General features: G+C 63.0%; 18 protein-coding genes. 9 read left to right on the top strand and 9 right to left on the bottom strand.

Annotation, left to right across the window (positions count from 1 at the left end; genetic code table 11):
* Positions 1 to 84: 84 nt before the first annotated feature.
* The 3 genes from ACIGGE_RS04560 to ACIGGE_RS04550 form a co-directional block, all read right to left on the bottom strand.
* Positions 85 to 1158 carry a glycosyltransferase family 4 protein gene (locus ACIGGE_RS04560; RefSeq protein WP_397489566.1) on the bottom strand — a complete coding sequence of 358 codons (1074 nt, stop codon included), beginning with the start codon at positions 1156 to 1158 and terminating at the stop codon, positions 85 to 87.
* A 5-nt stretch (positions 1159 to 1163) separates the two neighbouring features.
* On the bottom strand, positions 1164 to 2048 hold the full coding sequence (locus ACIGGE_RS04555) for a UDP-2,3-diacylglucosamine diphosphatase (RefSeq protein ID WP_397489565.1): 885 nt from the start codon (positions 2046 to 2048) through the stop codon (positions 1164 to 1166).
* A gap of 100 nt (positions 2049 to 2148) precedes the next feature.
* Positions 2149 to 3186, bottom strand: coding sequence for an NAD(P)H-quinone oxidoreductase (locus ACIGGE_RS04550; RefSeq protein ID WP_397489564.1), 1038 nt, complete (start codon positions 3184 to 3186; stop codon positions 2149 to 2151).
* Between the two features lie 83 nt (positions 3187 to 3269).
* Here ACIGGE_RS04550 and ACIGGE_RS04545 point away from each other — a divergent pair, with 83 nt between their 5' ends.
* The 8 genes from ACIGGE_RS04545 (at position 3270) to ACIGGE_RS04510 (ending at position 13114) form a co-directional block, all read left to right on the top strand.
* Positions 3270 to 3470, top strand: a complete 201-nt coding sequence (locus ACIGGE_RS04545; protein ID WP_103024700.1) for a DUF1192 domain-containing protein — start codon at positions 3270 to 3272, stop codon at positions 3468 to 3470.
* Positions 3471 to 3599: 129 nt separating this feature from the next.
* Positions 3600 to 5984, top strand: a complete 2385-nt coding sequence (gene clpA / locus ACIGGE_RS04540; protein WP_397489562.1) for an ATP-dependent Clp protease ATP-binding subunit ClpA — start codon at positions 3600 to 3602, stop codon at positions 5982 to 5984.
* A gap of 230 nt (positions 5985 to 6214) precedes the next feature.
* Positions 6215 to 7153 (top strand): ABC transporter ATP-binding protein, encoded by a 939-nt coding sequence (locus ACIGGE_RS04535; RefSeq protein ID WP_397489561.1) that lies wholly within the window; start codon positions 6215 to 6217, stop codon positions 7151 to 7153.
* On the top strand, positions 7153 to 8658 hold the full coding sequence (locus tag ACIGGE_RS04530; protein ID WP_397489560.1) for an ABC transporter permease: 1506 nt from the start codon (positions 7153 to 7155) through the stop codon (positions 8656 to 8658). The genes ACIGGE_RS04535 and ACIGGE_RS04530 overlap by 1 nt, the downstream gene beginning before the upstream one ends.
* Positions 8659 to 8706: 48 nt before the next feature.
* Positions 8707 to 9714 (top strand): ligase-associated DNA damage response exonuclease, encoded by a 1008-nt coding sequence (locus tag ACIGGE_RS04525; protein WP_196847295.1) that lies wholly within the window; start codon positions 8707 to 8709, stop codon positions 9712 to 9714.
* A gap of 66 nt (positions 9715 to 9780) precedes the next feature.
* Positions 9781 to 10818 carry an OmpA family protein gene (locus ACIGGE_RS04520; protein WP_397489559.1) on the top strand — a complete coding sequence of 346 codons (1038 nt, stop codon included), beginning with the start codon at positions 9781 to 9783 and terminating at the stop codon, positions 10816 to 10818.
* A gap of 4 nt (positions 10819 to 10822) precedes the next feature.
* Positions 10823 to 12415: a cisplatin damage response ATP-dependent DNA ligase gene (locus ACIGGE_RS04515; protein WP_397489558.1), complete on the top strand. Its 1593-nt coding sequence runs from the start codon at positions 10823 to 10825 to the stop codon at positions 12413 to 12415.
* A gap of 30 nt (positions 12416 to 12445) precedes the next feature.
* Positions 12446 to 13114 (top strand): YoaK family protein, encoded by a 669-nt coding sequence (locus ACIGGE_RS04510; protein WP_397489557.1) that lies wholly within the window; start codon positions 12446 to 12448, stop codon positions 13112 to 13114.
* On the opposite strand, the gene ACIGGE_RS04505 is transcribed toward ACIGGE_RS04510, so the two are convergent.
* From ACIGGE_RS04505 to ACIGGE_RS04480, 6 genes are read right to left on the bottom strand one after another with little or no spacing between them, the layout of a single operon-like run.
* Entirely contained in the window at positions 13111 to 13404 is a 294-nt protein-coding gene (locus ACIGGE_RS04505) for a DUF167 domain-containing protein (protein ID WP_222826875.1), read from the bottom strand. The genes ACIGGE_RS04510 and ACIGGE_RS04505 overlap by 4 nt on opposite strands.
* Positions 13385 to 13972, bottom strand: coding sequence for a gamma carbonic anhydrase family protein (locus tag ACIGGE_RS04500; RefSeq protein ID WP_397489556.1), 588 nt, complete (start codon positions 13970 to 13972; stop codon positions 13385 to 13387). The genes ACIGGE_RS04505 and ACIGGE_RS04500 overlap by 20 nt, the downstream gene beginning before the upstream one ends.
* Positions 13969 to 14526, bottom strand: a complete 558-nt coding sequence (locus ACIGGE_RS04495) for a GNAT family N-acetyltransferase (protein ID WP_196847288.1) — start codon at positions 14524 to 14526, stop codon at positions 13969 to 13971. Before ACIGGE_RS04495 ends, ACIGGE_RS04500 begins: the two co-directional genes overlap by 4 nt.
* A complete protein-coding gene (locus tag ACIGGE_RS04490) occupies positions 14519 to 15082 on the bottom strand; it encodes a GNAT family N-acetyltransferase (protein WP_397489555.1) in 564 nt (187 codons plus the stop codon). The genes ACIGGE_RS04495 and ACIGGE_RS04490 overlap by 8 nt, the downstream gene beginning before the upstream one ends.
* Entirely contained in the window at positions 15075 to 16073 is a 999-nt protein-coding gene (hemB, locus tag ACIGGE_RS04485) for a porphobilinogen synthase (RefSeq protein ID WP_103024712.1), read from the bottom strand. Before hemB ends, ACIGGE_RS04490 begins: the two co-directional genes overlap by 8 nt.
* Before the next feature lie 43 nt (positions 16074 to 16116).
* Entirely contained in the window at positions 16117 to 17721 is a 1605-nt protein-coding gene (locus tag ACIGGE_RS04480; protein WP_397489554.1) for a M23 family metallopeptidase, read from the bottom strand.
* Positions 17722 to 17991: 270 nt separating this feature from the next.
* On the opposite strand from ACIGGE_RS04480, the gene ACIGGE_RS04475 reads away from it, so the two are divergent.
* A complete protein-coding gene (locus tag ACIGGE_RS04475; protein ID WP_397489927.1) occupies positions 17992 to 20427 on the top strand; it encodes a helicase-related protein in 2436 nt (811 codons plus the stop codon).
* The last annotated feature ends 4 nt before the right edge of the window (positions 20428 to 20431 follow it).

Below are 20431 nucleotides of genomic sequence, written 5' to 3'. Positions count from 1 at the left end.
TCCGAAAATAGAAGGGCCGCCCCTCGCGGGACGGCCGTTACCTTGCCGATGTAGGCGACAGTCCCGGATTCGGCAAGCGTTTCGCTAGACGATGGGCAGTTCTTCCGCGTCGAACGCGGCGAGACCGTTCAGAAACTGCCCTGTCGCGCTAGCCCAAGTGAAGCCCGCACCATAGGCAGCGCAGGCTTTCCGGTCGCAGAACAGCGCTGCGGCTATGGCGCGGTCGAGATCTTCGCACATTGCACCGACATCGTCCGTTATGATGTCGCATGGCCCTGCCACGGGATAGGCGGCGACCGGCGTTCCGCAGGCCAGCGCCTCTATCATCACGAGGCCGAACGTATCCGTCCTGCTGGGGAAGACGAAGACGTCGGCTGCCGCATAACAGCCGGCCAGTTCGCGGCCCGTGCGACGCCCGAGGAAATGCGCATCGGGATATCGCGCCTTCAGGGAAGCCAGCGCCGGACCATCGCCGACCACCACCCTGGTGCCGGGATAGCTGCCTGCGAGAAATGCTTCGATGTTCTTTTCCACGGCGACCCGGCCGACATAGAGCTGGATCGGCTTGGGGAGTTCGGCGAATTCGGGCGGCGGCGGCGCGTCGGGCGTAAAGCAGGACAGGTCGACCCCGCGGCTCCAGCGATGAAGCCGTGTCAGGCCATGCGCGCGCAGTTCGTCGCTGATACTTTCCGTAGCGACGAGCACACGTTTCGCCGGGCGGTGGAACCACTGGATATAGCGCCAGAACCATTGCGCGGGCAGGCGCGTGCGTTTCGCCAGATAATCCGGAAATTGCGTATGATAGGCGGTGGTGAAGCAGATCGAATGCCTGGCACAATAGCGCCGTGCCGTCATGCCGAGCGGGCCTTCGGTAGCGATATGGATGGCCTCCGGCGCGAAGGATCGCAGAAGACTGGCGACAGCCCCCGGCCTGGTGAAGGCAAGGCGGATTTCCGGGTAGGTCGGACAGGGAATGCTGGCGAACTGATCGGGAGAGACCACCATCACCTCATGGCCATCCTCGCGCAATTGCTCGCACGTCGTCGTCAGCGTGCGCACGACACCGTTCATCTGCGGGTGCCAGGCATCGGTGACGATGGCGATGCGCTGCGGGGTCTGGCAAGCAATCGACCGGCCCGGCCCGGGAATAGATTGCATCAGGGTCATGCAGCCTCGGGCACCGTCACGGCGACGTCATGACGCCCGGCGTCGCGCCGCGCGACTTCTTCGGGCCAGTTGAGGATTTCCATGCTTCCGTCGAAATGTTCGACCAGCGCATTGCATCCTTCGACCCAATCGCCATCGTTCCAGTACTCGACGCCGTCGAAGTCGCGAAATTCCGCCGTGTGAATGTGGCCGCATACCACCCCGTCGACGCCGCGTTCGGCGGCTGCGCGGGCAACCACTTCCTCGTATTTGGAAATGAACTCGACCGCGTTCTTGACCTTGTGCTTGGCCGCGCGGGAAATGGACCAATAGGGCAGGCCTAGCCGTTTGCGCAGGCTGGCCACCCAATTGTTGAGCTTCATCATCAGGTGATATGCGGCATCGCCGATGAAGGCGAGCCAGCGATGCGCCAGCATGATGGTATCGAATTCATCGCCGTGCAGCACCATCAGGCGCCGACCGTCGGCGGTTTCGTGGAAGGCGGCACGCATGATCTCCACCCCGCCGAAGTTCATGCCAGCGAAGGGGCGGATCATCTCGTCGTGATTGCCCGGGATATAGATGATACGCGTACCGCGCTTGGCGCGCTTGAGAATGCGCCACACGATGTCGTTATGTTCGGCCGGCCAGTAAAACTTCTTCTTTAGCCGCCAGCCATCGATGATGTCGCCGACCAGATACATGGTTTCGCTGTCGGTGTGGTCGAGAAAGTCGATCAGCAGTTCGTGATTGCACCCCTTGGTGCCGAGATGGACGTCGCTGATCCAGATCGTGCGGAAGCGGCGCCGTTCCCCCAGCGTGCGCTCCGGCACGCTGGGCCTGATCGATGGAAAATTCGCCACCTTGTGAGCGGCGTCGAAGTGTTTGGGCAAATCGTTCATGGGCCAGACCCCCGATCACTGTCGGGTATGCCCTAGCCCATGATTGTTACAGGCGATTCACAGTGCCGTTACGGAATGGCGACATTGCGACGATTGCGCGTCAGCTTCCGGGGACCTCCAGCACGATCTTTCCGATATGATCGCCGCCTTCCATACGGGCATGGGCCGCCCCCGCTTCGGTCAGCGGGAAAATCTTGTCCATGACGGGCGCGATGGTGCCATCCTCGAACAAAGGCCAGGCGTGATTGTGGATCTCGTCGGCCAGCAATGCCTTGAAATCGTCGGAGCGCGGCCGAAGCGTGGAGCCGGTCAGCGACAGGCGCTTGCGCATCACGGTCGCCATGTTGATTTCGGCCTTGAGGCCGCCCAGCACGGCGATGGTCACATGGCGTCCATCATCGGCCAGGCATTCGATATTGCGCGCCACATAGTCGCCCGACACCATGTCCAGCACCACATTGACGCCCTTGCCGCCGGTGAAGGCCTTGACCTCCTCCACGAAATCCTGGCTTTTGTAATTGATGGCGAGATCCGCCCCGAGGTCGCGGATCGCCTGGCACTTTTCCTCGCTCCCCGCGGTTGCGATCACCGTGATGTCGAATGCCTTGGCGAGCTGGATCGCCATGGTGCCGATCCCGCTGGTGCCGCCATGCACGAGCAGCGTGTCGCCATCGCTCGCCCAGCCGCGTTCGAAGACGTTGTGCCACACCGTGAACAGCGTTTCCGGAATGGCCGCAGCCGTGGCCATGCCCATCGTTTCGGGAACGTGCAGGCAATGGGCCGAATGGGCGAGGCAATATTCGGCATAGCCGCCGCCCGACACCAGCGCGCAGACCCGCCGATTCATCAGTTCGGGCGCTGCGCCCTTGCCGACGGCCACCACCGTGCCCGACACTTCGAGGCCCGGAATGGGCGAAGCGCCCGGCGGCGGCGGGTAGAAGCCCTGCCGCTGGATCACGTCGGGCCGGTTGATGCCGGCATGGGATACGCGGATGAGAACCTGATTCTCGCCCGGTTCGGGCACCGGCAATGTTTCGGGACGCAAAACATCCGGGCCTCCCGGATCGTCAAAGCCCATTGCGGTCATCGTCTCGGGCAAATCTGCTGCCACTCGCGCCCCCGTTATCTGTCTGGTCATAGTGGCGCTACTGCCACTTTTGCGGTGCAATACCGTTCGTACCCGTTGACAGCAACCGGGCATCCTTGCGAGATTGGCAATCGATGGATGACGATGACCGTCCACGCCCCCGAGGCGATGCCGCGAGCAAGCTCGCCACCGAAGACCTCGGCCCTTATTCACAGGACGAACTGCAGGAGCGGATCAGGCTTCTCGAATCCGAAATCGTCCGCGTCGAGAAACACCGCCTCTCCGCCGCTGCCCACCGCGATGCGGCAGAAGCGTTGTTCGGGCGAAAGGAATAGTTGGCGATGCGGGGGCTGATATTTTCCGGCTCCGCACCCATATTCGCCATGCATACAGCAATGGCTAACCTCCGGCCCGTAGGCTGTTTCCAGTTCGCCCCAAGCGAGTCGCCCAAGAAAGACAACTGAATGCCCAGCTTTGCAGCCAACCTCGAAAAGACCCTCCACGCAGCGCTCACCGACGCAGGCGAGCGCCATCACGAGTACGCGACTCTGGAGCATCTCCTTCTCGCGCTCATCGACGATGACGATGCCGCGCAGGTGATGAATGCGTGCGGCGTCGATCTGAGCGAACTGACGGCCGTGGTGAAGCAGTATCTCGAACAGGAATATCAGTCGCTGCAATCGGATGAAAGCGCCGATCCGCAGCCGACCGCCGGTTTCCAACGCGTCATCCAGCGCGCAATCCTGCATGTGCAGTCTTCCGGCAAGGATACGGTGACAGGTGCCAACGTACTCGTCGCCCTGTTTTCCGAACGCGACAGCTACGCCGTCTATTTCCTGCAGCAGCAGGACATGAGCCGGCTTGATGCGGTCAGCTTCATCAGCCACGGCATCGGCAAGGGCGGCAAGCAGATCGAAAACCGGCCACCCGACGGCGCGGAAGGCGGCGAATCGCAGGCCGAGGAAAAGGCCGGCGAAAAGGGCAAGAAGGAAACCGCGCTCGACCAGTTCACGGTCAATCTCAACAAGAAGGCCGAAGACGGGCGGATCGATCCGCTGATCGGCCGTGGACCCGAAGTCGACCGCACCGTCCAGATTCTCTGCCGCCGCAGCAAGAACAATCCGCTGTATGTCGGCGATCCGGGCGTCGGCAAAACGGCGATCGCCGAAGGTCTCGCCCGCAAGATCGTGGAAGGCGATGTGCCCGAAGTGCTGCAGGATGCAGTGATCTATTCGCTCGACATGGGCGCGCTGCTTGCCGGTACCCGCTATCGCGGCGACTTCGAAGAACGGCTCAAACAGGTCGTGAACGAACTCGAAGGCATGCCCGAAGCGATCCTGTTCATCGATGAAATCCACACCGTGATCGGTGCCGGTGCGACCAGCGGCGGGGCGATGGACGCCTCGAACCTGCTCAAGCCCGCATTGTCCAGCGGTGCGATCCGCTGCATCGGATCGACCACCTACAAGGAATTCCGCAATCACTTCGAAAAGGACCGCGCCCTGCTGCGGCGCTTCCAGAAGATCGATGTAAACGAACCCACGATCGAGGATACGATCAAGATCCTGAAGGGTCTGAAGTCCGCATTCCAGGATCACCACAAGGTGACCTACACGGTCGATGCGTTGAAAACGGCGGTGGAATTGTCGGCGCGCTACATCAATGATCGCAAACTGCCCGACAAGGCGATCGACGTGATCGACGAAGTAGGCGCGATGCAGATGCTCGTGGCGCCCAGCCGCCGCAAGAAGAAGATCACCGCGAGGGAAATCGAAGCGGTCATCGCGACCATGGCGCGCATTCCCCCCAAGTCGGTATCGAGCGACGACAAGAAGGCGCTCGAGAATCTCGAACGCGACCTGAAGCATGTGGTTTTCGGGCAGGATGCGGCGGTGCACAAGCTGTCCACCGCGATGAAGCTCAGCCGTGCAGGGCTTCGGGATCCGGACAAGCCGATCGGCTCTTTCCTGTTCTCCGGCCCGACCGGCGTCGGCAAGACCGAAGTCGCCCGCCAGCTTGCCTCCATCATGGGGATCGAACTCAAGCGCTTTGATATGTCCGAATATATGGAGCGCCACAGCGTTTCGCGGCTGATCGGTGCGCCTCCGGGCTATGTCGGCTACGATCAGGGCGGTTTGCTGACCGATGCAGTCGACCAGAACCCGCATTGCGTGCTGCTGCTCGACGAAATCGAAAAGGCCCATCCGGATCTCTTCAACATTCTGCTGCAGGTCATGGATAATGGGCGCCTGACAGATCATCACGGCAAGACGGTCGATTTCCGCAATGTCGTGCTGATCATGACCACCAATGCCGGGGCAGCCGACATGGCGCGCAGCGGTATCGGCTTCGGCGATGTCAGCAAGGAAGATGCGAGCGAAGAAGCGGTGAAGCGGATGTTCACGCCGGAATTCCGCAATCGTCTCGATGCGATCGTGCCGTTTGCCTATCTCGGCAAATCGACGGTGGGCCGCGTGGTCGACAAGTTCATTCTCCAGCTCGAACTCCAGCTGGCCGAACAGAATGTCGACATCCAGTTCGACAAGGAAAGCCGGTCCTGGCTGGCGGACAAGGGTTACGACCGCCTCTATGGTGCCCGTCCGATGGGCCGGTTGATCCAGGAAAAGATCAAGCAGCCTCTCGCCGAAGAACTGCTGTTCGGCAAACTGGCCGATGGCGGCGAGGTGTCGGTAACGATGAAAGACGGCAAACCGTCCTTCGAACTGACCCCCGCCCCGCCCAAGGCGAAGAAAAAACCAGCGGCCAAGAAAAAGGCCCCGAAACGCAAGTCGGCTCCGAAAAAACCCGAAGCCGATACGCCGGAAGGCGCCGACGAAACCAAGGGCTGATCAAGCCTGCAATCGATGAAGGGGCACCACCGGGAACGGTCGGTGCCCTTTTTTCTATCCGCGATGGTCTTTCGATAAATATCTTCCGAGGGCGGGCCGCCGGGAATTTCTTCGGCGCGAATACCAGCTAGCGAGCCCCCTCGATGGGGCTCTGTTGATCGTTCACCGAGCCACGCTTGTGAAGGTGGACAGCTTCACTTACGCCCTACCGGTACATAGTCGGGGGATGCATGTCGGTTCTCAAAATATCCAATCTGGTCAAGCGGTTCGAAGGCGTGGTCGCTGTCGACGACCTGTCGTTCTCGGTTTCCCCAGGGGAGATTTTCGGATTTCTCGGTGGTAACGGCGCTGGCAAGACAACGACCTTGCGCATGGTGCTCGACATCATCCGTCCGACGTCAGGGACCATCAGTGTGCTGGGCAGCCCGCCCGACCGGCGCAATGCGCAGGCCATCGGGTTCCTCCCGGAAGAGCGTGGTCTGTACGCCGGAATGAGCGCGATCGACACGATCGTGTATTTCGGACGACTGAAGGGGATGAAGCCCGCCGATGCCCGTAGTCGCGGAATGGAACTTCTCTCCCGCTTCGATCTCGCCGACCGCGCCAAGAGCGATATCGGCGACATGTCGAAGGGGATGGCCCAGAAGGTCCAGCTTGCCACTTCGCTCGTCAACGATCCCGAACTGCTGATGCTGGACGAGCCGTTTTCAGGTCTCGACCCGGTGAATCAGGGGCTGCTGGAAAACGAAATCCTGCGCGCATCCGATCGGGGCGCAGCGGTGATCTTTTCGACCCATGTGATGCAGCACGCCGAACGCCTGTGCGATCGCCTGCTGCTGCTGCGCAAAGGCCGTAAGCGGTTCGAAGGCACGCTGGATGAAGCGCGCGCGGCCTTGCCCGCACGGCTGGTCGCCATGGCCAAATCGGATCTTTCGCTGATCCCCGGCGTCGCCCGTGCCGAACGGGGCGAGGCACATGGCGATGGCTGGCACGACTGGACCCTACATCTATCCGATGGCGTCGATCCCGCTACGGTCCTCGAACACTGCAGCGCAAATGCGACTGCGCTACGCCGCTGGGACGAACACCGGGCAAGCCTGCACGATGTGTTTGTTCAGTTGGTCGGGGCGGATCCCGATCAAGCGGCGATGGAAAGGGAGGCCGCCTGATGAGCCCGTCGATCGACATGAATAATGTGCTGCTGGTCGCGGGGCGCGAAATTCGGCAGATCCTCAAGATGAAGAGCTTCTGGCTCACTCTGCTGATCCTGCCCGTCGCATTCGCGCTCGGGCCGATTTTTGCTGAGAGTTTGGATGACGATGAGCCCACCCGGGTAACCGTGGTGGATCGGTCCGGAGGCGATGCGGCGAAGGCGTTGGAGGCGCGGTTTGCGGCCGAAGATGCCCAATGGCTGCTGCGCGACCTGTCGCGCTACGTCCAGCGCTACGGACTGGAACAGGCCGATCCGAAAGCAAGCTGGGCACAATATGACCGCTGGTATACCGACGCGGACATCGCGGCGTTCGAGCGTGCGGGCGGGCTGGACGCCGCTCTTGAAAAGATCGCTGCCGTCCGGCCGGAGGGCGTCCCCCAATTCGAGCCTGATCCGCCCGCCTATGCCTTTTCCGCTCCGTCAGCAGAACTCTCTGCCGCAAGGGGAGAGGATTTCGGTACCGAGGCCCGTGCCCTGTTCGATGCAGATGACGATGCTTCGCCGGAAATCGTTGTTCTGATCGGCGAGAATTACCCCGCCGACCCGCGTATCCAGCTCTTCTCCGCCAACCAGCCCCGCGGCAGCTTCGTCACTACCATGCAGGAAGTGCTGACAACCGATCTGCGGGCGCGCCTGTTGGCCGCTCAAGGTGTCTCACCTGCGAATGCGGCGGCCGTGCAGAGCGCAGCCCCCGTCATCGCGGTCGATACACCTCCTCCCGGCGGCGGCGCGCGCGAGGCTTTGCTGGTACGCTCGATCGTGCCGCTGGCCCTCGCCTATATCCTCGTGATGAGCCTGATGCTCTCGGGCAGCTGGATGCTGCAGGGCTCGGTGGAGGAGCGCTCCAACAAGCTCCTCGAATCGCTCCTTGCCTGTATTCGCCCGGAAGACCTCATGTACGGCAAGCTCCTGGGCTCGCTCAGCGTCGGTCTGCTGATGATCCTCGTCTGGGGCGTCTGTGCAGGCGTTGCCGCCTATGCGACGCAGGGCGCGATATCGGATATGATCCGCCCCGCGCTCGATCCGGTCTCCAGCCCCGGCATCATCGCTGCGATCCTGTTCTTCTTCATCGCCGGCTATATCGCGATTTCCGCCCTGTTCGTGGCGATCGGTGCGATGGTCGATTCGATGAGCGAGGCGCAAGGCTATCTTATGCCCGTAATGCTCCTGATCCTGCTGCCGGTGACCTTCCTGATTCAGGCGATCCTGGCGGGTAATTCGGGCTGGATCGTACAGGTTCTCACCTGGGTTCCGCTATGGACGCCGTTCACCGTGCTGGCGCGCCTCGGCATGGGCATCGAGTGGTGGGAAATGGTCGGTTCGGGGGTGCTGCTTGCCGGTGCCATCGTAATCGAGCTGGTCCTGATCGGCCGACTGTTCCGGGCCAGCCTGCTGTCCACCGGCCAGAAACCAAGCCTGAAGCGCGTTATCGAGCGTCTGCGCGCCTCTCCTGCTCGATAGCTGGCACCTACGCGGGAACGCTTGTGCGTTCCCGCGCTTGAATCGAGGATGGCCGCCGCCCCCTTCTCCTGGATCAAGCCCGAGCCGCACGGTATTCATATCGTCCCGGCCGATTGCTGGGTCGATCCCAGCCGTGCGGTCGACCGAGCGCTGGTGACGCACGGCCATGCCGATCATGCGCGCGGCGGGCATGGGCAGACCGTCGCCACGCCCGAGACTCTGGCGATCATGGAGTTGCGCTACGCCACGCGCGACGGAGCGACGCCAGTCGCCTATGGCGAGACCATCCGGCTACCCGGCGGCGTCGATGCGACCTATATTCCGGCAGGGCACGTCCTCGGCAGCGCGCAGATCCTCTTGGAACATGCGGGAGAGCGCGTGATCGTCACCGGCGATTACAAGCGACGCCACGACCCCACCTGCCCACCTTTCGAAGTCACTCCATGCGACATCTTCATCACCGAGGCGACGTTCGGCCTGCCGGTCTTCTGCCACCCGCCGATCGAGGACGAGATGGCCAAGCTGCTCGATCGCCTCGCCGCGCACCCGGACAGTTGCGTGCTGGTCGGCGCCTACGCTCTGGGCAAGGCGCAGCGTGTCATCGCCGAATTGCGGCGCGCGGGGCACAGGGACCCGATCTATCTCCACGGCGCGATGGAAAAGATGTGCCGGCTTTATGAAGAACACGGGATCGACCTCGGCGAGCTGCGACTGGTTGCCGATCATGCCAAGGACGATATGCGCGGATCGATCGTCATCTGCCCGCCGTCCGCCCTCAACGATCGCTGGTCGCGCCGCCTGCCCGAACCGATCACCGCCATGGCCAGCGGCTGGATGCGCATTCGCCAACGCGCGCGCCAGCGCAATGTCGAACTGCCGCTGATCATTTCCGATCATGCCGACTGGGGCGAGCTTACCCGCACGATCCAGGAAGTCGGCGCGCAGGAGAACTGGATCACCCACGGGCGCGAGGATGCCCTGCTGCGCTGGTGCCAGTTACACCAGAAGCGCGCACGCGCACTTGCCATGGTCGGCTACGAGGACGAGGACGATTGACCGGAACGAGCACGCGGTTCGACAGTTTTTCCAACCATTCGCGTAAGGCGAAAAAGGGAGATTGCGATGCGTAAGACGTTGGCAACACTATCGATGGCCGCAATTCTGGTGGCCGGTTGTTCGGTAAAGGAAGACGACAACCAGGCCGAAGGCTCCACCATTTCGACAAGCGATCAGGCTGACGAAGCAGCCGCCTCCGACGATGGCGCGCTATATGCCGATGGCGAAGCAATGCCGCTCGATATCGAACAGACGCACCCCACAGGCACCAGCATCGCGCTCGAATCGATCCGCGCAACCCCTACCGAAACGCTTGTCACCATGACGATCAACAATGGCGCCGATTTTCCGGTGACGCTGAACGGCTTCGGCGGCGCCTATCTGTTCGGTCCGGATGGCGGAAAGCTTGAAGTCCAGGCTCCCGCCAATAACGAAAGGCTCGAAATCCCTCCCGGTCAGCAGGTTCGGGCAGAACTCGTCTTCAAGGGTCGTCTCAGCCAGGGTGGGCCCGCAACTCTCTTCTTCAACGAAGCAAAGTATCTGGAAGACGACGATTCGCGTTATCCGGGCTTCCGCATTCCGATGCAGCTGACCAGCGCCGCCTTCGCCGAAGACGGAGCAAAAAAAAAATCTAGTTCGCTTCGGCTGATCGGCTCCGCGCCGGGCGCGTCGGCGCGATCGGCCAGCTCGGTCTCCACGCTGCGCTCCGAACTGGAAGCGAAGGAAACCGATCGCGGTACGCTCGTGTCGTTGCCCGGCGACGTCCTGTTCGATACGGACAAGGCGGAAATCCGCGCTGCCGCCCGGCCCACGCTCGACAAGCTGGCTGAACTGATCAAATCCGATTCCTCGGCCAAGGTGGCCGTGGAAGGCCATACCGACAGTCAGGGCGACGATGCCTACAACCAGCGCCTGTCGGAACGGCGGGCGCAGGCGGTCCGCGACTATCTGAAAGATGTGCGCCAGGTCCCGGCAGACCGGATGACCGTAAAGGGCCTCGGCGAAAGCCGGCCCGTGGCGCAGAACATGACGCCGGACGGTAAGGAAAATGCCAGTGGCATGCAGAAGAACCGCCGCGTCGAAGTGGTCATAGCCAAGAGCTGACGGCTTGGAGCAGTTCGCCGCCCTTATCGATGCGCTGGTCTATACGCGCAGCCGCAACGAGAAACTGCGGCTGATCGCCGAATATCTTCGGGCGACACCCGATCCCGATCGCGGCTGGGCGCTTGCCGCCCTGTCCGACGGGCTGGATTTTCCGGCCGTCAAATCTTCCACCATCCGCAATCTGCTCAAGGATCGGATCGATCCGGTGCTATGGACGCTGAGCCGCGATTTCGTGGGCGATACCGCGGAAACGGCCAGCCTGCTGTGGCCCGCGCCCGAACATCCCCCCTCGCCCCCGGGCGTGACCGAAACGGTCGAACTGCTCGAATCGATGAACCGCAAGACCGTCGTTTCCGAACTGCCCCGGCTGCTCGACCGGCTCGACGCATCCGGCCGCTACGCCCTGCTCAAGCTCGCCACCGGGGGTATGCGGATCGGCGTATCCAGCCGTTTGGCCAAGACCGCCTTTGCGCAGGCTTTCGACGTCTCGGTCGACGAGGTGGAGGAATATTGGCACGGTCTCGCCCCGCCCTACCCCGAACTGTTCGACTGGGCCGCTAATGGCGAAGCGCCGCCCGACATGGCGAACCTGCCGACCTTCCGCCCCTTCATGCTGGCCCACCCGCTCGAAGAAACGGTGGTCGATCTGGCGGATTATGCGGCAGAATGGAAATGGGACGGTATCCGCGTGCAATTGGTACGGGCGGGGGACGAAACGAAACTGTTCTCCCGCTCGGGCGACGATATCTCCGCAACCTTCCCCGAACTGCTCGACGTGCTTCCCTTTCCCGCTGTCCTCGATGGCGAACTGCTGGTGCGCGGAACGCATCAGGGTGGGGAAGAAGGGGGCGCAGCCAGCTTCAACGCGCTGCAACAGCGGCTCGGGCGCAAGACGGTGTCCAAGAAGATGCTGGCCGAAGCGCCCGCCTTCGTGCGGCTTTACGACGTGCTGCTTCTCGACGGCGAAGACCTGCGCGCCCTCCCCTGGACCCAGCGGCGCCAACGCCTGGAAAAACTGATGGATCGCCTGCCCGAAAGCCATTTCGACCTGAGCCGGGTGGTCGACGCGCGCGATTTCGAACATCTGGGCGAAATCCGCGAAGGCAGCCGGGACGACGCCATCGAAGGGCTGATGCTGAAACGCAAGGACAGCCCCTACATCGCCGGACGCCGCGTGGGATATTGGTACAAGTGGAAGCGCGATCCCCTGCTGGTCGATTGCGTGCTGATGTATGCCCAGCGCGGCAGCGGCAAGCGGTCGAGTTTCTATTCCGATTACACCTTCGGATGCTGGGACGGCGATCCCGATGCCGGGGCGGACCTCCTCCCGGTCGGCAAGGCCTATTCCGGTTTCACGGACGAGGAACTGAAGAAGCTGGATCGCCATGTGCGGCAGAACACGGTCAACCGCTTCGGGCCGGTGCGCGAAACGGACAAGAGCCTGGTCTTCGAAGTTGCCTTCGACAGCGTGCATGACAGCAAGCGCCACAAATCCGGCCTCGCCATGCGATTTCCCCGCATTCACCGCATCCGCTGGGACAAGCCGCCGCACGAAGCCGATCGCATCGAAGCGCTGAAGGCGCTGATCAAGGATTGATTTCAAACCCGCGGTGGGCATGGTGCCGGCGTGCACCGTTACGATCCCGCCCGCAGGAAACTCGCTCTCGGCCTCGCCTTTCTGGCAGGCACGGTGGATGCGACAGGCTTCATCAGGACCGGCGGATATTTCGCCTCCTTCATGTCGGGCAATACCACCCGGCTGGGTCTGCATATCGCCGGGCAGCCGTCGATCGCCTACATCCCTTTTGCGCTGATCTGCGGCTTCGTCACCGGCGTGGTAATGGGATCGCTGCTCGCATCGCGCTGGCCCGACTGGCGCAAGAGAGCCCTGCTGGCCGCCGTTACCCTGGTCCTCGGCGCCGGTGCGATCGCCAGCATGCTCGGATCGACGGTCGGATTCCTCGCCGCATCGGCGCTCGCGATGGGGATGGCGAACAACGTCTTTACCAAGGATGGCGAAGTGACCGTCGGCGTGACCTACATGACCGGCGCACTGGTCCGGTTCGGACAAGGCCTTGCCGCGCGCATGTCGGGCCGTTCTCAGGAAGGGTCGCGCGGCTACGGGTGGCTCTGGATGGCGCTCGCGCTGGGCGCGATTGCCGGGGGGATGCTCCACAAGCTTGCGCAGGATCACTCGCCGGCGATCCTGTGCGCGATGGCCTTCCTGCTGTTTTGCTACGCCGCCCTGGTCGAAAAAGGTCGAACGGACGATCCGCCTGCGGACGAGGGGATCTAGAGCGCAATCCGCAGCAGTTTCTCGCGCGAAGTTGCGCCGCGCAACAGTTCCACACGTGACGGCGCCAGATCGAGCGCGCGCGCGACCAGCCGGATCACGGCCGTGTTGGCGGCCCCGTCCTGCGGCTTGGCGCGTACTTTCACGCCGACGCCGGTGCCTGTGCCGGTGCCGATGATCGTGATGGTTTCGCTTCGTGCGCCTGGGGTGGCCCGAACGGCAAGGCGTCCCTGCTCGTCGATCAGGGCGCGCAGGGCGTCCGCGTCGGGCAGGTCAGCGGGTAACCGCTTCATCCACCGCTGCCGCGTGATGCCTGGCGTTTTCGGCGTAATGCGCCACGCCCATCCGCATGCCCGCGATTGCCGCATCGTCGAGATCGCGCATCTTTCGTGCAGGCCGCCCGCCCCATAATTCGCGCCGGCCCATCACCTTGCCCTCGGTCAGCATGGCGCCTGCGGCCAGCATCGAATCGCTGGCGATGACCGCCTTGTTCATCGCGATGGCACCCAGTCCCACGAAGCCGCGGTCCTCGATCGTGCAGCCATGCACCATGGCCATATGCCCGATCAGCACGTCGTCGCCGATGATCAGCGGCGATCCGTCAGGGTCGCCCGGGCGCTCCGGATCGCAATGGCAGACACTGCCGTCCTGAATATTCGTCCGTTCGCCGATGACGATCCGGCTGACATCGGCGCGCAGCACGCAATTGTACCACACCGAACTGTCGGCACCGATCTCGACATTGCCGATGATGGTACAGCCGGGCGCGATGAAGGCGCTGTCATGGATCTTCGGCGTGTGGCCGTGAATCGGAATGATGGTGACGCCCGGTCGGGACACAGGGGGGCGGCTCGCGGTCATCGTGTGCTCTCCCATTGCTCGCGTGAAAGCGAATACTGGATCGTCGGATTGTCCTCGGCCGGATAGGCGGGGTCGGAGAAATCCAGATCTTCGCGGCGCACCATGCCGAGCTTTTCCATCAGTTTCCAGCTGCCGATGTTGGCATGGCTCGTCAGCGCGACCACATGGGGCGCCCCGACACGGGTGAATGCCCAGTCGAGCACGGCATGCATCGCTTCTTCGGCATAGCCGCGCCGCCAGCGATCCTCCCGCACCAGCCAGCCGATCTCGTGATCGCCCTGGTTCTGCGCCAGCGGATTGTCGACCTGTTTGATGCCGCAGTGGCCGACCATTTCACCGCTGGCCTTTTCGATCATGAACAGGAAGCTGAAACCATGCTGCGCATAAAGCGCGCGCGATTTTGCATGTTTCGCTTCGATCTCGTGCAGCTCTTTCACGCCGCCGAGACGCGCCATCACGGTCGGCGTATTCAGCACGCGATCCTGTTCCGCCGCATCGCCTTCTTCGATCGTGCGCAGGATCAGCCGATCCGTTTCGGCAATGATGTCAGCCACGGTCCGTGCTCCATGAATCGCGATCGATCGAATAGACGATGGTCGGGTTCCACGGTTCTTCGTAACGGTTGTCGACATAGTCGAGCTCTTCGCGCCGGGTCATGCCAAGTCGTTTCATCAGGCCCCAGCTCGCCGTGTTGCCAGGAACCGTCAGGGCGAAGACTTCTTCTGCGCCGAATGTGTCGAAAGCGGCATCCAGCGTCGCCGTGGCCGCTTCTCTGGCATAGCCCCTGCCCCAGGCATCTTCGCGCAGGCGCCAGCCCCCCTCGAACTCGCCCGTCAGTGTCGATCCCGGCGCGTCGGCGCGCTTGATCCCGCAGAAGCCGAGCATGGTGCCGTCTTCCTTGCGCTCGACGACCCAGAAGCAGAATCCGTTCTTCGCGCGGCAGGCCTCGACCCGGGCGCGCTGCTTGGCGCGGCCTGCATCGTCGAGCACGTCGCCCAGCCATTGCATGACCGCGGGGGTGTTGGTGGCGCGGAAGAACTCGTCCCAGTCGGCATCGCCGCGCCAGTCGCGCAGGATCAGCCTTTCGGTCTCCAGACGAAACTCAGCCATTGAGGAGCTGCGCGGCGCGCGGGGCGTGATAGGTCAGCACGCCGCTGCATCCGGCGCGCTTGAAGGCGAGCAGCTTTTCCATCAGCAAGGCATCGCGGTCGCCCACGCCCGCTGCCGCACCGGCCTCGATCAGCGCATATTCTCCGCTCACCTGATAGGCGAAAACCGGGACGTGGAATTCCTGCTTCGCGCGCCAGATGATGTCGAGATAGGCCAGCCCCGGCTTGACCATCACGCTATCCGCCCCCTCGGCAATATCCATCGCGATCTCGCGCATGGCCTCGTCGCCGTTCGCCGGGTCCATCTGGTAACTTTTCTTGTCGCCCTTCAGCAGGCCGCCCGACCCCACGGCGTCACGGAACGGGCCATAGAAAGCAGAGGCATATTTGGCCGCGTAAGCCATGATCTGGACATTGGGATGCTGATTCATCTCCAGCGCCATGCGGATCGCCCGCACGCGCCCGTCCATCATGTCCGACGGCGCAATGATATCCGCGCCGGCATTCGCCTGGTTCACGGCCTGATCCACCAGCACTGCAACCGTATCGTCGTTGAGGACATAGCCGCTATCGTCCAGCAGCCCGTCCTGCCCGTGGCTGGTATAGGGGTCGAGCGCGACGTCCGTCAGAATACCGATGTCCGATCCGCAGGCATCGCGGATCGCCTTGATGGCGCGGCACATCAGATTGTCGGGATTGAACGCCTCGGCCCCATCGTCGCTGCGCTTGTTCGGCTGGGTGTTCGGGAACAATGCTACACATGGAATCCCCAGATCAAACGCTTGTTTCGCATGCTTTGCGATACCGTCGACGGACCAGCGCGATACTCCGGGCAGGCTCGCGACCGGCTCCTCCACACCCTTGCCGTCGGTGACGAACAGCGGCCAAATGAGGTCCGCCGGCGTCAGCACGGTTTCGCGATACATCGCGCGGCTCCAGCTGCTCGCACGGGTGCGGCGCATGCGGGTGTTGGGATAGCTTGCGTTTGTCATACACGCGCTCTGCCGCAAGCACGCACGCGGCGCAATCGCCGGGCTACTTCTTCGGCAGCGCAAGCCTGTCGATTTCGCGCACGGGCGCTTCGGCAGCGACCTCGGTGGCGGTCTGTTCCAGCTCGGCAAGCGCAGCCCCGGGCTCGACCGTCTTCATCCTGGCCAGAGTATCCTTGAACCGCTGCAGTTCAGCCCCCGCAAGCTGCGCCCGCGTCACATACTGGACCGATGCGGGATCGATGGCGCGCCCGTTACGATACATCTCGTAATGGAGATGGGGCCCGGTCGACAGGCCGGTCGAGCCGACATAGCCGATCACCTGACCGCGCCGTACATTCTGCCCGCGGTCCACGGCGATGCGGCTCATGTGGCAATAACGCGTATCGATGCCGCCACCGTGGCGCAGCTTCACCGCATTGCCGCATCCGCCAGCGCGCCCTGCCGACAGCACGCGGCCATCCGTGACTGCGACGATGGGCTGGCCGTGGCCCGCCTTGAAATCGAGCCCCGAATGCATCCGGCGATAGCCGAGGATCGGATGGCGGCGCATGCCGAAGCGCGAGCTCATACGACCCGGCACGGGCGCCATCAGGCCGCCGCGTTGCTCCCCGACACCCGATGCCTCGTAAAACTCGCCATCCTTGCCCCAGCGCATCAACTGGACGGCAGGTTTTTCGCCCCGGTCCAGACCCGCATAAAGCAACTGGCCCGCCTGCCGTTCGCCCGTGGCGGCACGGCGATGCGCGACGATGAAATCGAATGTATCTCCGGACCTGACTTCCCGGTCGAGGTTCACGTGCTGGCCCAGCGTCTTGAGATAGGCCTGAACGGCGCTCGCCGGTGCTCCCGCCGCTCGCGCCGAGCGGTACAGACTGTCGCCCACCACACCGCGTATCCGCAAAGGCGTATCGTCGACGCGTATAATCTTGCGGGTAAGTGAAAGATCGGCGCCATCGTCAAGGCGGCCAACGTCCAGTTCGAGATCGAACCGCGCGCGAAATGCGATCGACTGCAGCGGCCGGGGTTGGCCAGGTGCCGTACGGCGCCCCAAGGTGATGTCGAACTGCGTGCCCGATTCCAGGTCCGACAGGGGGATTGCCCCTGCGACCAGCGCGGTTACGCGATCGGTGTCGCCCACGCCGACACCAGCCCGGCGCAGCATGCGCTCGAAGCTGTCGCCCTTGGCCAGCGTCGCGACCATCTCGATCGTGGGTCGCTCCGGCGCTGCAGCAAGCGGCGCGACGAGAGCGGTCGCCCCCATGTGGCGGCCACTGTCTGCACCGAGTCCCAGTGGCAGAATCATCTGGCTGCGAAACTCGTCGCGTACAGCATCATCGATATGCGCAGGTGGCGCAGCCTCGAGCGGCGCGAAAGTCGGCCAGAAAGCTAGAGCGACCGCACTCAGGCCGAGAAAGGTTCCTAGCCCGCGGAACCAGCGTTTGCTGCCGATTTCGCTGCCAAGGTCGGGCGTCAGGTCCAGTCCGGCGATGCGACCCGAAAGGCGTTCGCGCATGGCGGACCACGAAAACTTGGGAAGAGGCAGATTAGGCAGAATCTGGTCGTGCGCGAGCGCTGCGGCCGAGCCATTTCGCCCACCCGTCGCCGACTGCAGATCCGCTTCGTTACTGTCCGTATGGGACGTATACACGCCTGTCCCTCCGTATTGGTCGCCCGATGCGTGTTCGGTGCGACCCAATCCCGCTTAAAGAGCCTGTGCCCGCTTTGCCTGCCAAAACAAAGTAAAGACGGGCTTAACTTGCGGCCATGCGAGTCCGGATTGCGGTGAATCGAACTTCCGGCGCGCCGCACGGTTGCCCTGAGGCCCGCGCACTGCCACCTAGGGCGCGTGCAGAGAAGCGCTATCAAGGCAGTCCTCGGACCCACCAATACCGGCAAGACGCATCTGGCGATCGAGCGCATGGCCGCGCATTCCAGCGGCTGCATGGGCTTCCCGCTTCGCCTGCTTGCTCGCGAAGTCTATGACCGCGTTCGCGCGATCAAGGGCGATGACGCGGTGGCGCTGATAACCGGCGAAGAGCGTATCGAGCCCAAAACGGCACGTTACATGTGTTGCACCGCCGAAGCGATGCCGCGCGATGGAGCGGGCGCCGCCTTCGTTGCTCTGGACGAAGCCCAGATCGGAGCGGATCGCGAGCGAGGGCATATCTTTACCGATCATTTGCTCAATACGCGTGGGCGCGAGGAAACGATGCTGCTGGGCGCGGCCACGCTCGAACCGCTGGTGCGCCAGCTGGTGCCCGAGGCAGAGATTTCCGATCGCCCCCGCTTCTCCACCCTTACCCACATCGGGCCGCGCAAGCTGTCGCGCCTTCCGCCCCGAAGCGCGATCGTCGCTTTCAGTGCCGAGCAGGTCTACGGCGTGGCCGAAATGCTGCGGCGCTTTCGTGGCGGCGCCGCGGTGGTGATGGGCGCACTCAGCCCGGAGACCCGCAACAAGCAGGTCGCCTTGTTCCAGAATGGCGAAGTCGACTATATCGTTGCCACCGATGCGATCGGCATGGGGCTGAACCTTGACGTCAACCATGTCGCCTTCGCCGGACTGTCAAAATTCGACGGGGTCCGGATGCGCCGGCTTTTTCCCGCGGAAATGGCCCAGATCGCCGGGCGGGCTGGCCGTCACCAGCGTGACGGGACCTTCGGCACGCTCGCCGGGACGAACAAGCACGGCACGGCGCCCGAATTCACCGAAGAAGAAGTCTATGCGATCGAGGAACATCGGTTCGCGCCGCTCACCCACCTCTACTGGCGCGAGCCGGAACCGCGCTTCGATTCGCTTGCGACGCTGATCACGGACCTGGAGACGCCGCCGGGCGATCCTGCATTGCGCCTTGCCCCGGAAGCCATCGACCTGGCCACGCTCAAGCGCCTGGCGGACGAGCCGATTGGAGCCAATGTCCGGGGCGCAGGCATGGTGCGCCGGTTCTGGGAAGCCTGTTCTTTGCCGGACTTCCGTCAACGCGGCGCCGATGTTCACGCCCGTTTCGTCGCGCGATTGTGGCAGGACCTTGCGCAAGGCTATCTCGGCGCCGATTATGTCGCGGCGCGCATCAGCGAACTCGACAACATGTCCGGGGACATCGATACGCTGCAGGGGCGGATCTCGGCGATTCGCACTTGGGCCTATATTTGCCAGCGACCCGATTGGGTGCTGGCGCGTGACGAAATGGCGTCGCGAGCGCGCGCCGTCGAAGCCAAATTGTCGGATGCGCTCCATGCGCGGCTGACCGAAAGATTCGTGAACCGAAGGACGGCGATATTGATGAAGTCGCTAGGACAGGATGCAGGCATGCTGCCGATTGAATTGAATGACAGTGGCGAGGTTAGCGTGGAAGGCGAAGTGCTGGGCCACGTTGAAGGATTGCGGTTCAGGGTGGATTCCTCTGCCCGCCACGAAGACCGGCGCATGCTTCTCGCGGCCGCGGAAAAGGCGCTGCCCAAATTGCTAGGGACGAAGGCTGACCAGCTGGTGGCTGCAGACATGGAAGGCATCGAGCTTGCACGCGGCGCCATACGGTGGAAGGGCGAGGTTCTGGCCGAACTCGAACGTCGAGACGGGAGCATAAAGCCACTGCTGAAACCCAGTCGTGAAGTGTCTGCATTGCCCGAAAATGCGCGCAACAATTTGATGGCCGGGCTGGAAAAATGGCTCGACAAGAAGCTCCAGCCTCTGGAGCCGCTTGAAAAGATGCACCATGCGGCAAGCAATCCGGATGCCGGGTCGCAAGCGCGCGCTCTACTGCTCAATCTCATTGCCGGGCATGGTTACGTTACGCGCGACAGAGCGGGGATCGAGCATCTGCCCAAGGAGATGCGACCGTTCCTGCGAAAGATAGGGGTGACCTTCGGAGCCCTGGACGTCTTCGCGCCAGCCTTGCTGAAACCCGCTCCGCGGCAATTGCTCAATATGCTCGGCGTGGATCGCCGACCTTTGCAGGAAGCGATGCTGCCGGTGATTGCGGAAACCAAGAAACTACCCTCTGGCTATCGCGCCGCTGGTACGCAGGCCATCCGAATCGATCTGGCAGAGAAGATACTGCGCGCGGCGCATGAAACGCGGGCGAAGGCGCAAAGCAAGGACCGCAGACGCAAATTCGTGCTCGACTATGCCCTGCCGATATCCATCGGTTTGGAGGAAGATAACATCTCTCGCTTGCTGGGGAATGCTGGTTTTCGGGTGCAGAAAGCAAAGCCGCTGCCCGAAGGCCAATTCGGTCCGCCTCGACCCGATCGCTGGGAATGGCGGCCATCGCGCCGCAAACAGGAGCGGCCTACTCCCATGAAACCCCGTGAAGGGAGTGCCTTTGCCGCACTTGCCGATCTGGTGCGTACATGACGGG

This window comes from Qipengyuania sp. NPDC077410 (assembly GCF_044543405.1).
Lineage (GTDB): Bacteria > Pseudomonadota > Alphaproteobacteria > Sphingomonadales > Sphingomonadaceae > Qipengyuania > Qipengyuania pacifica.
Note: the sequence above shows the minus strand (reverse complement) of the source record. Positions and strands in the feature narration are given on the sequence as shown.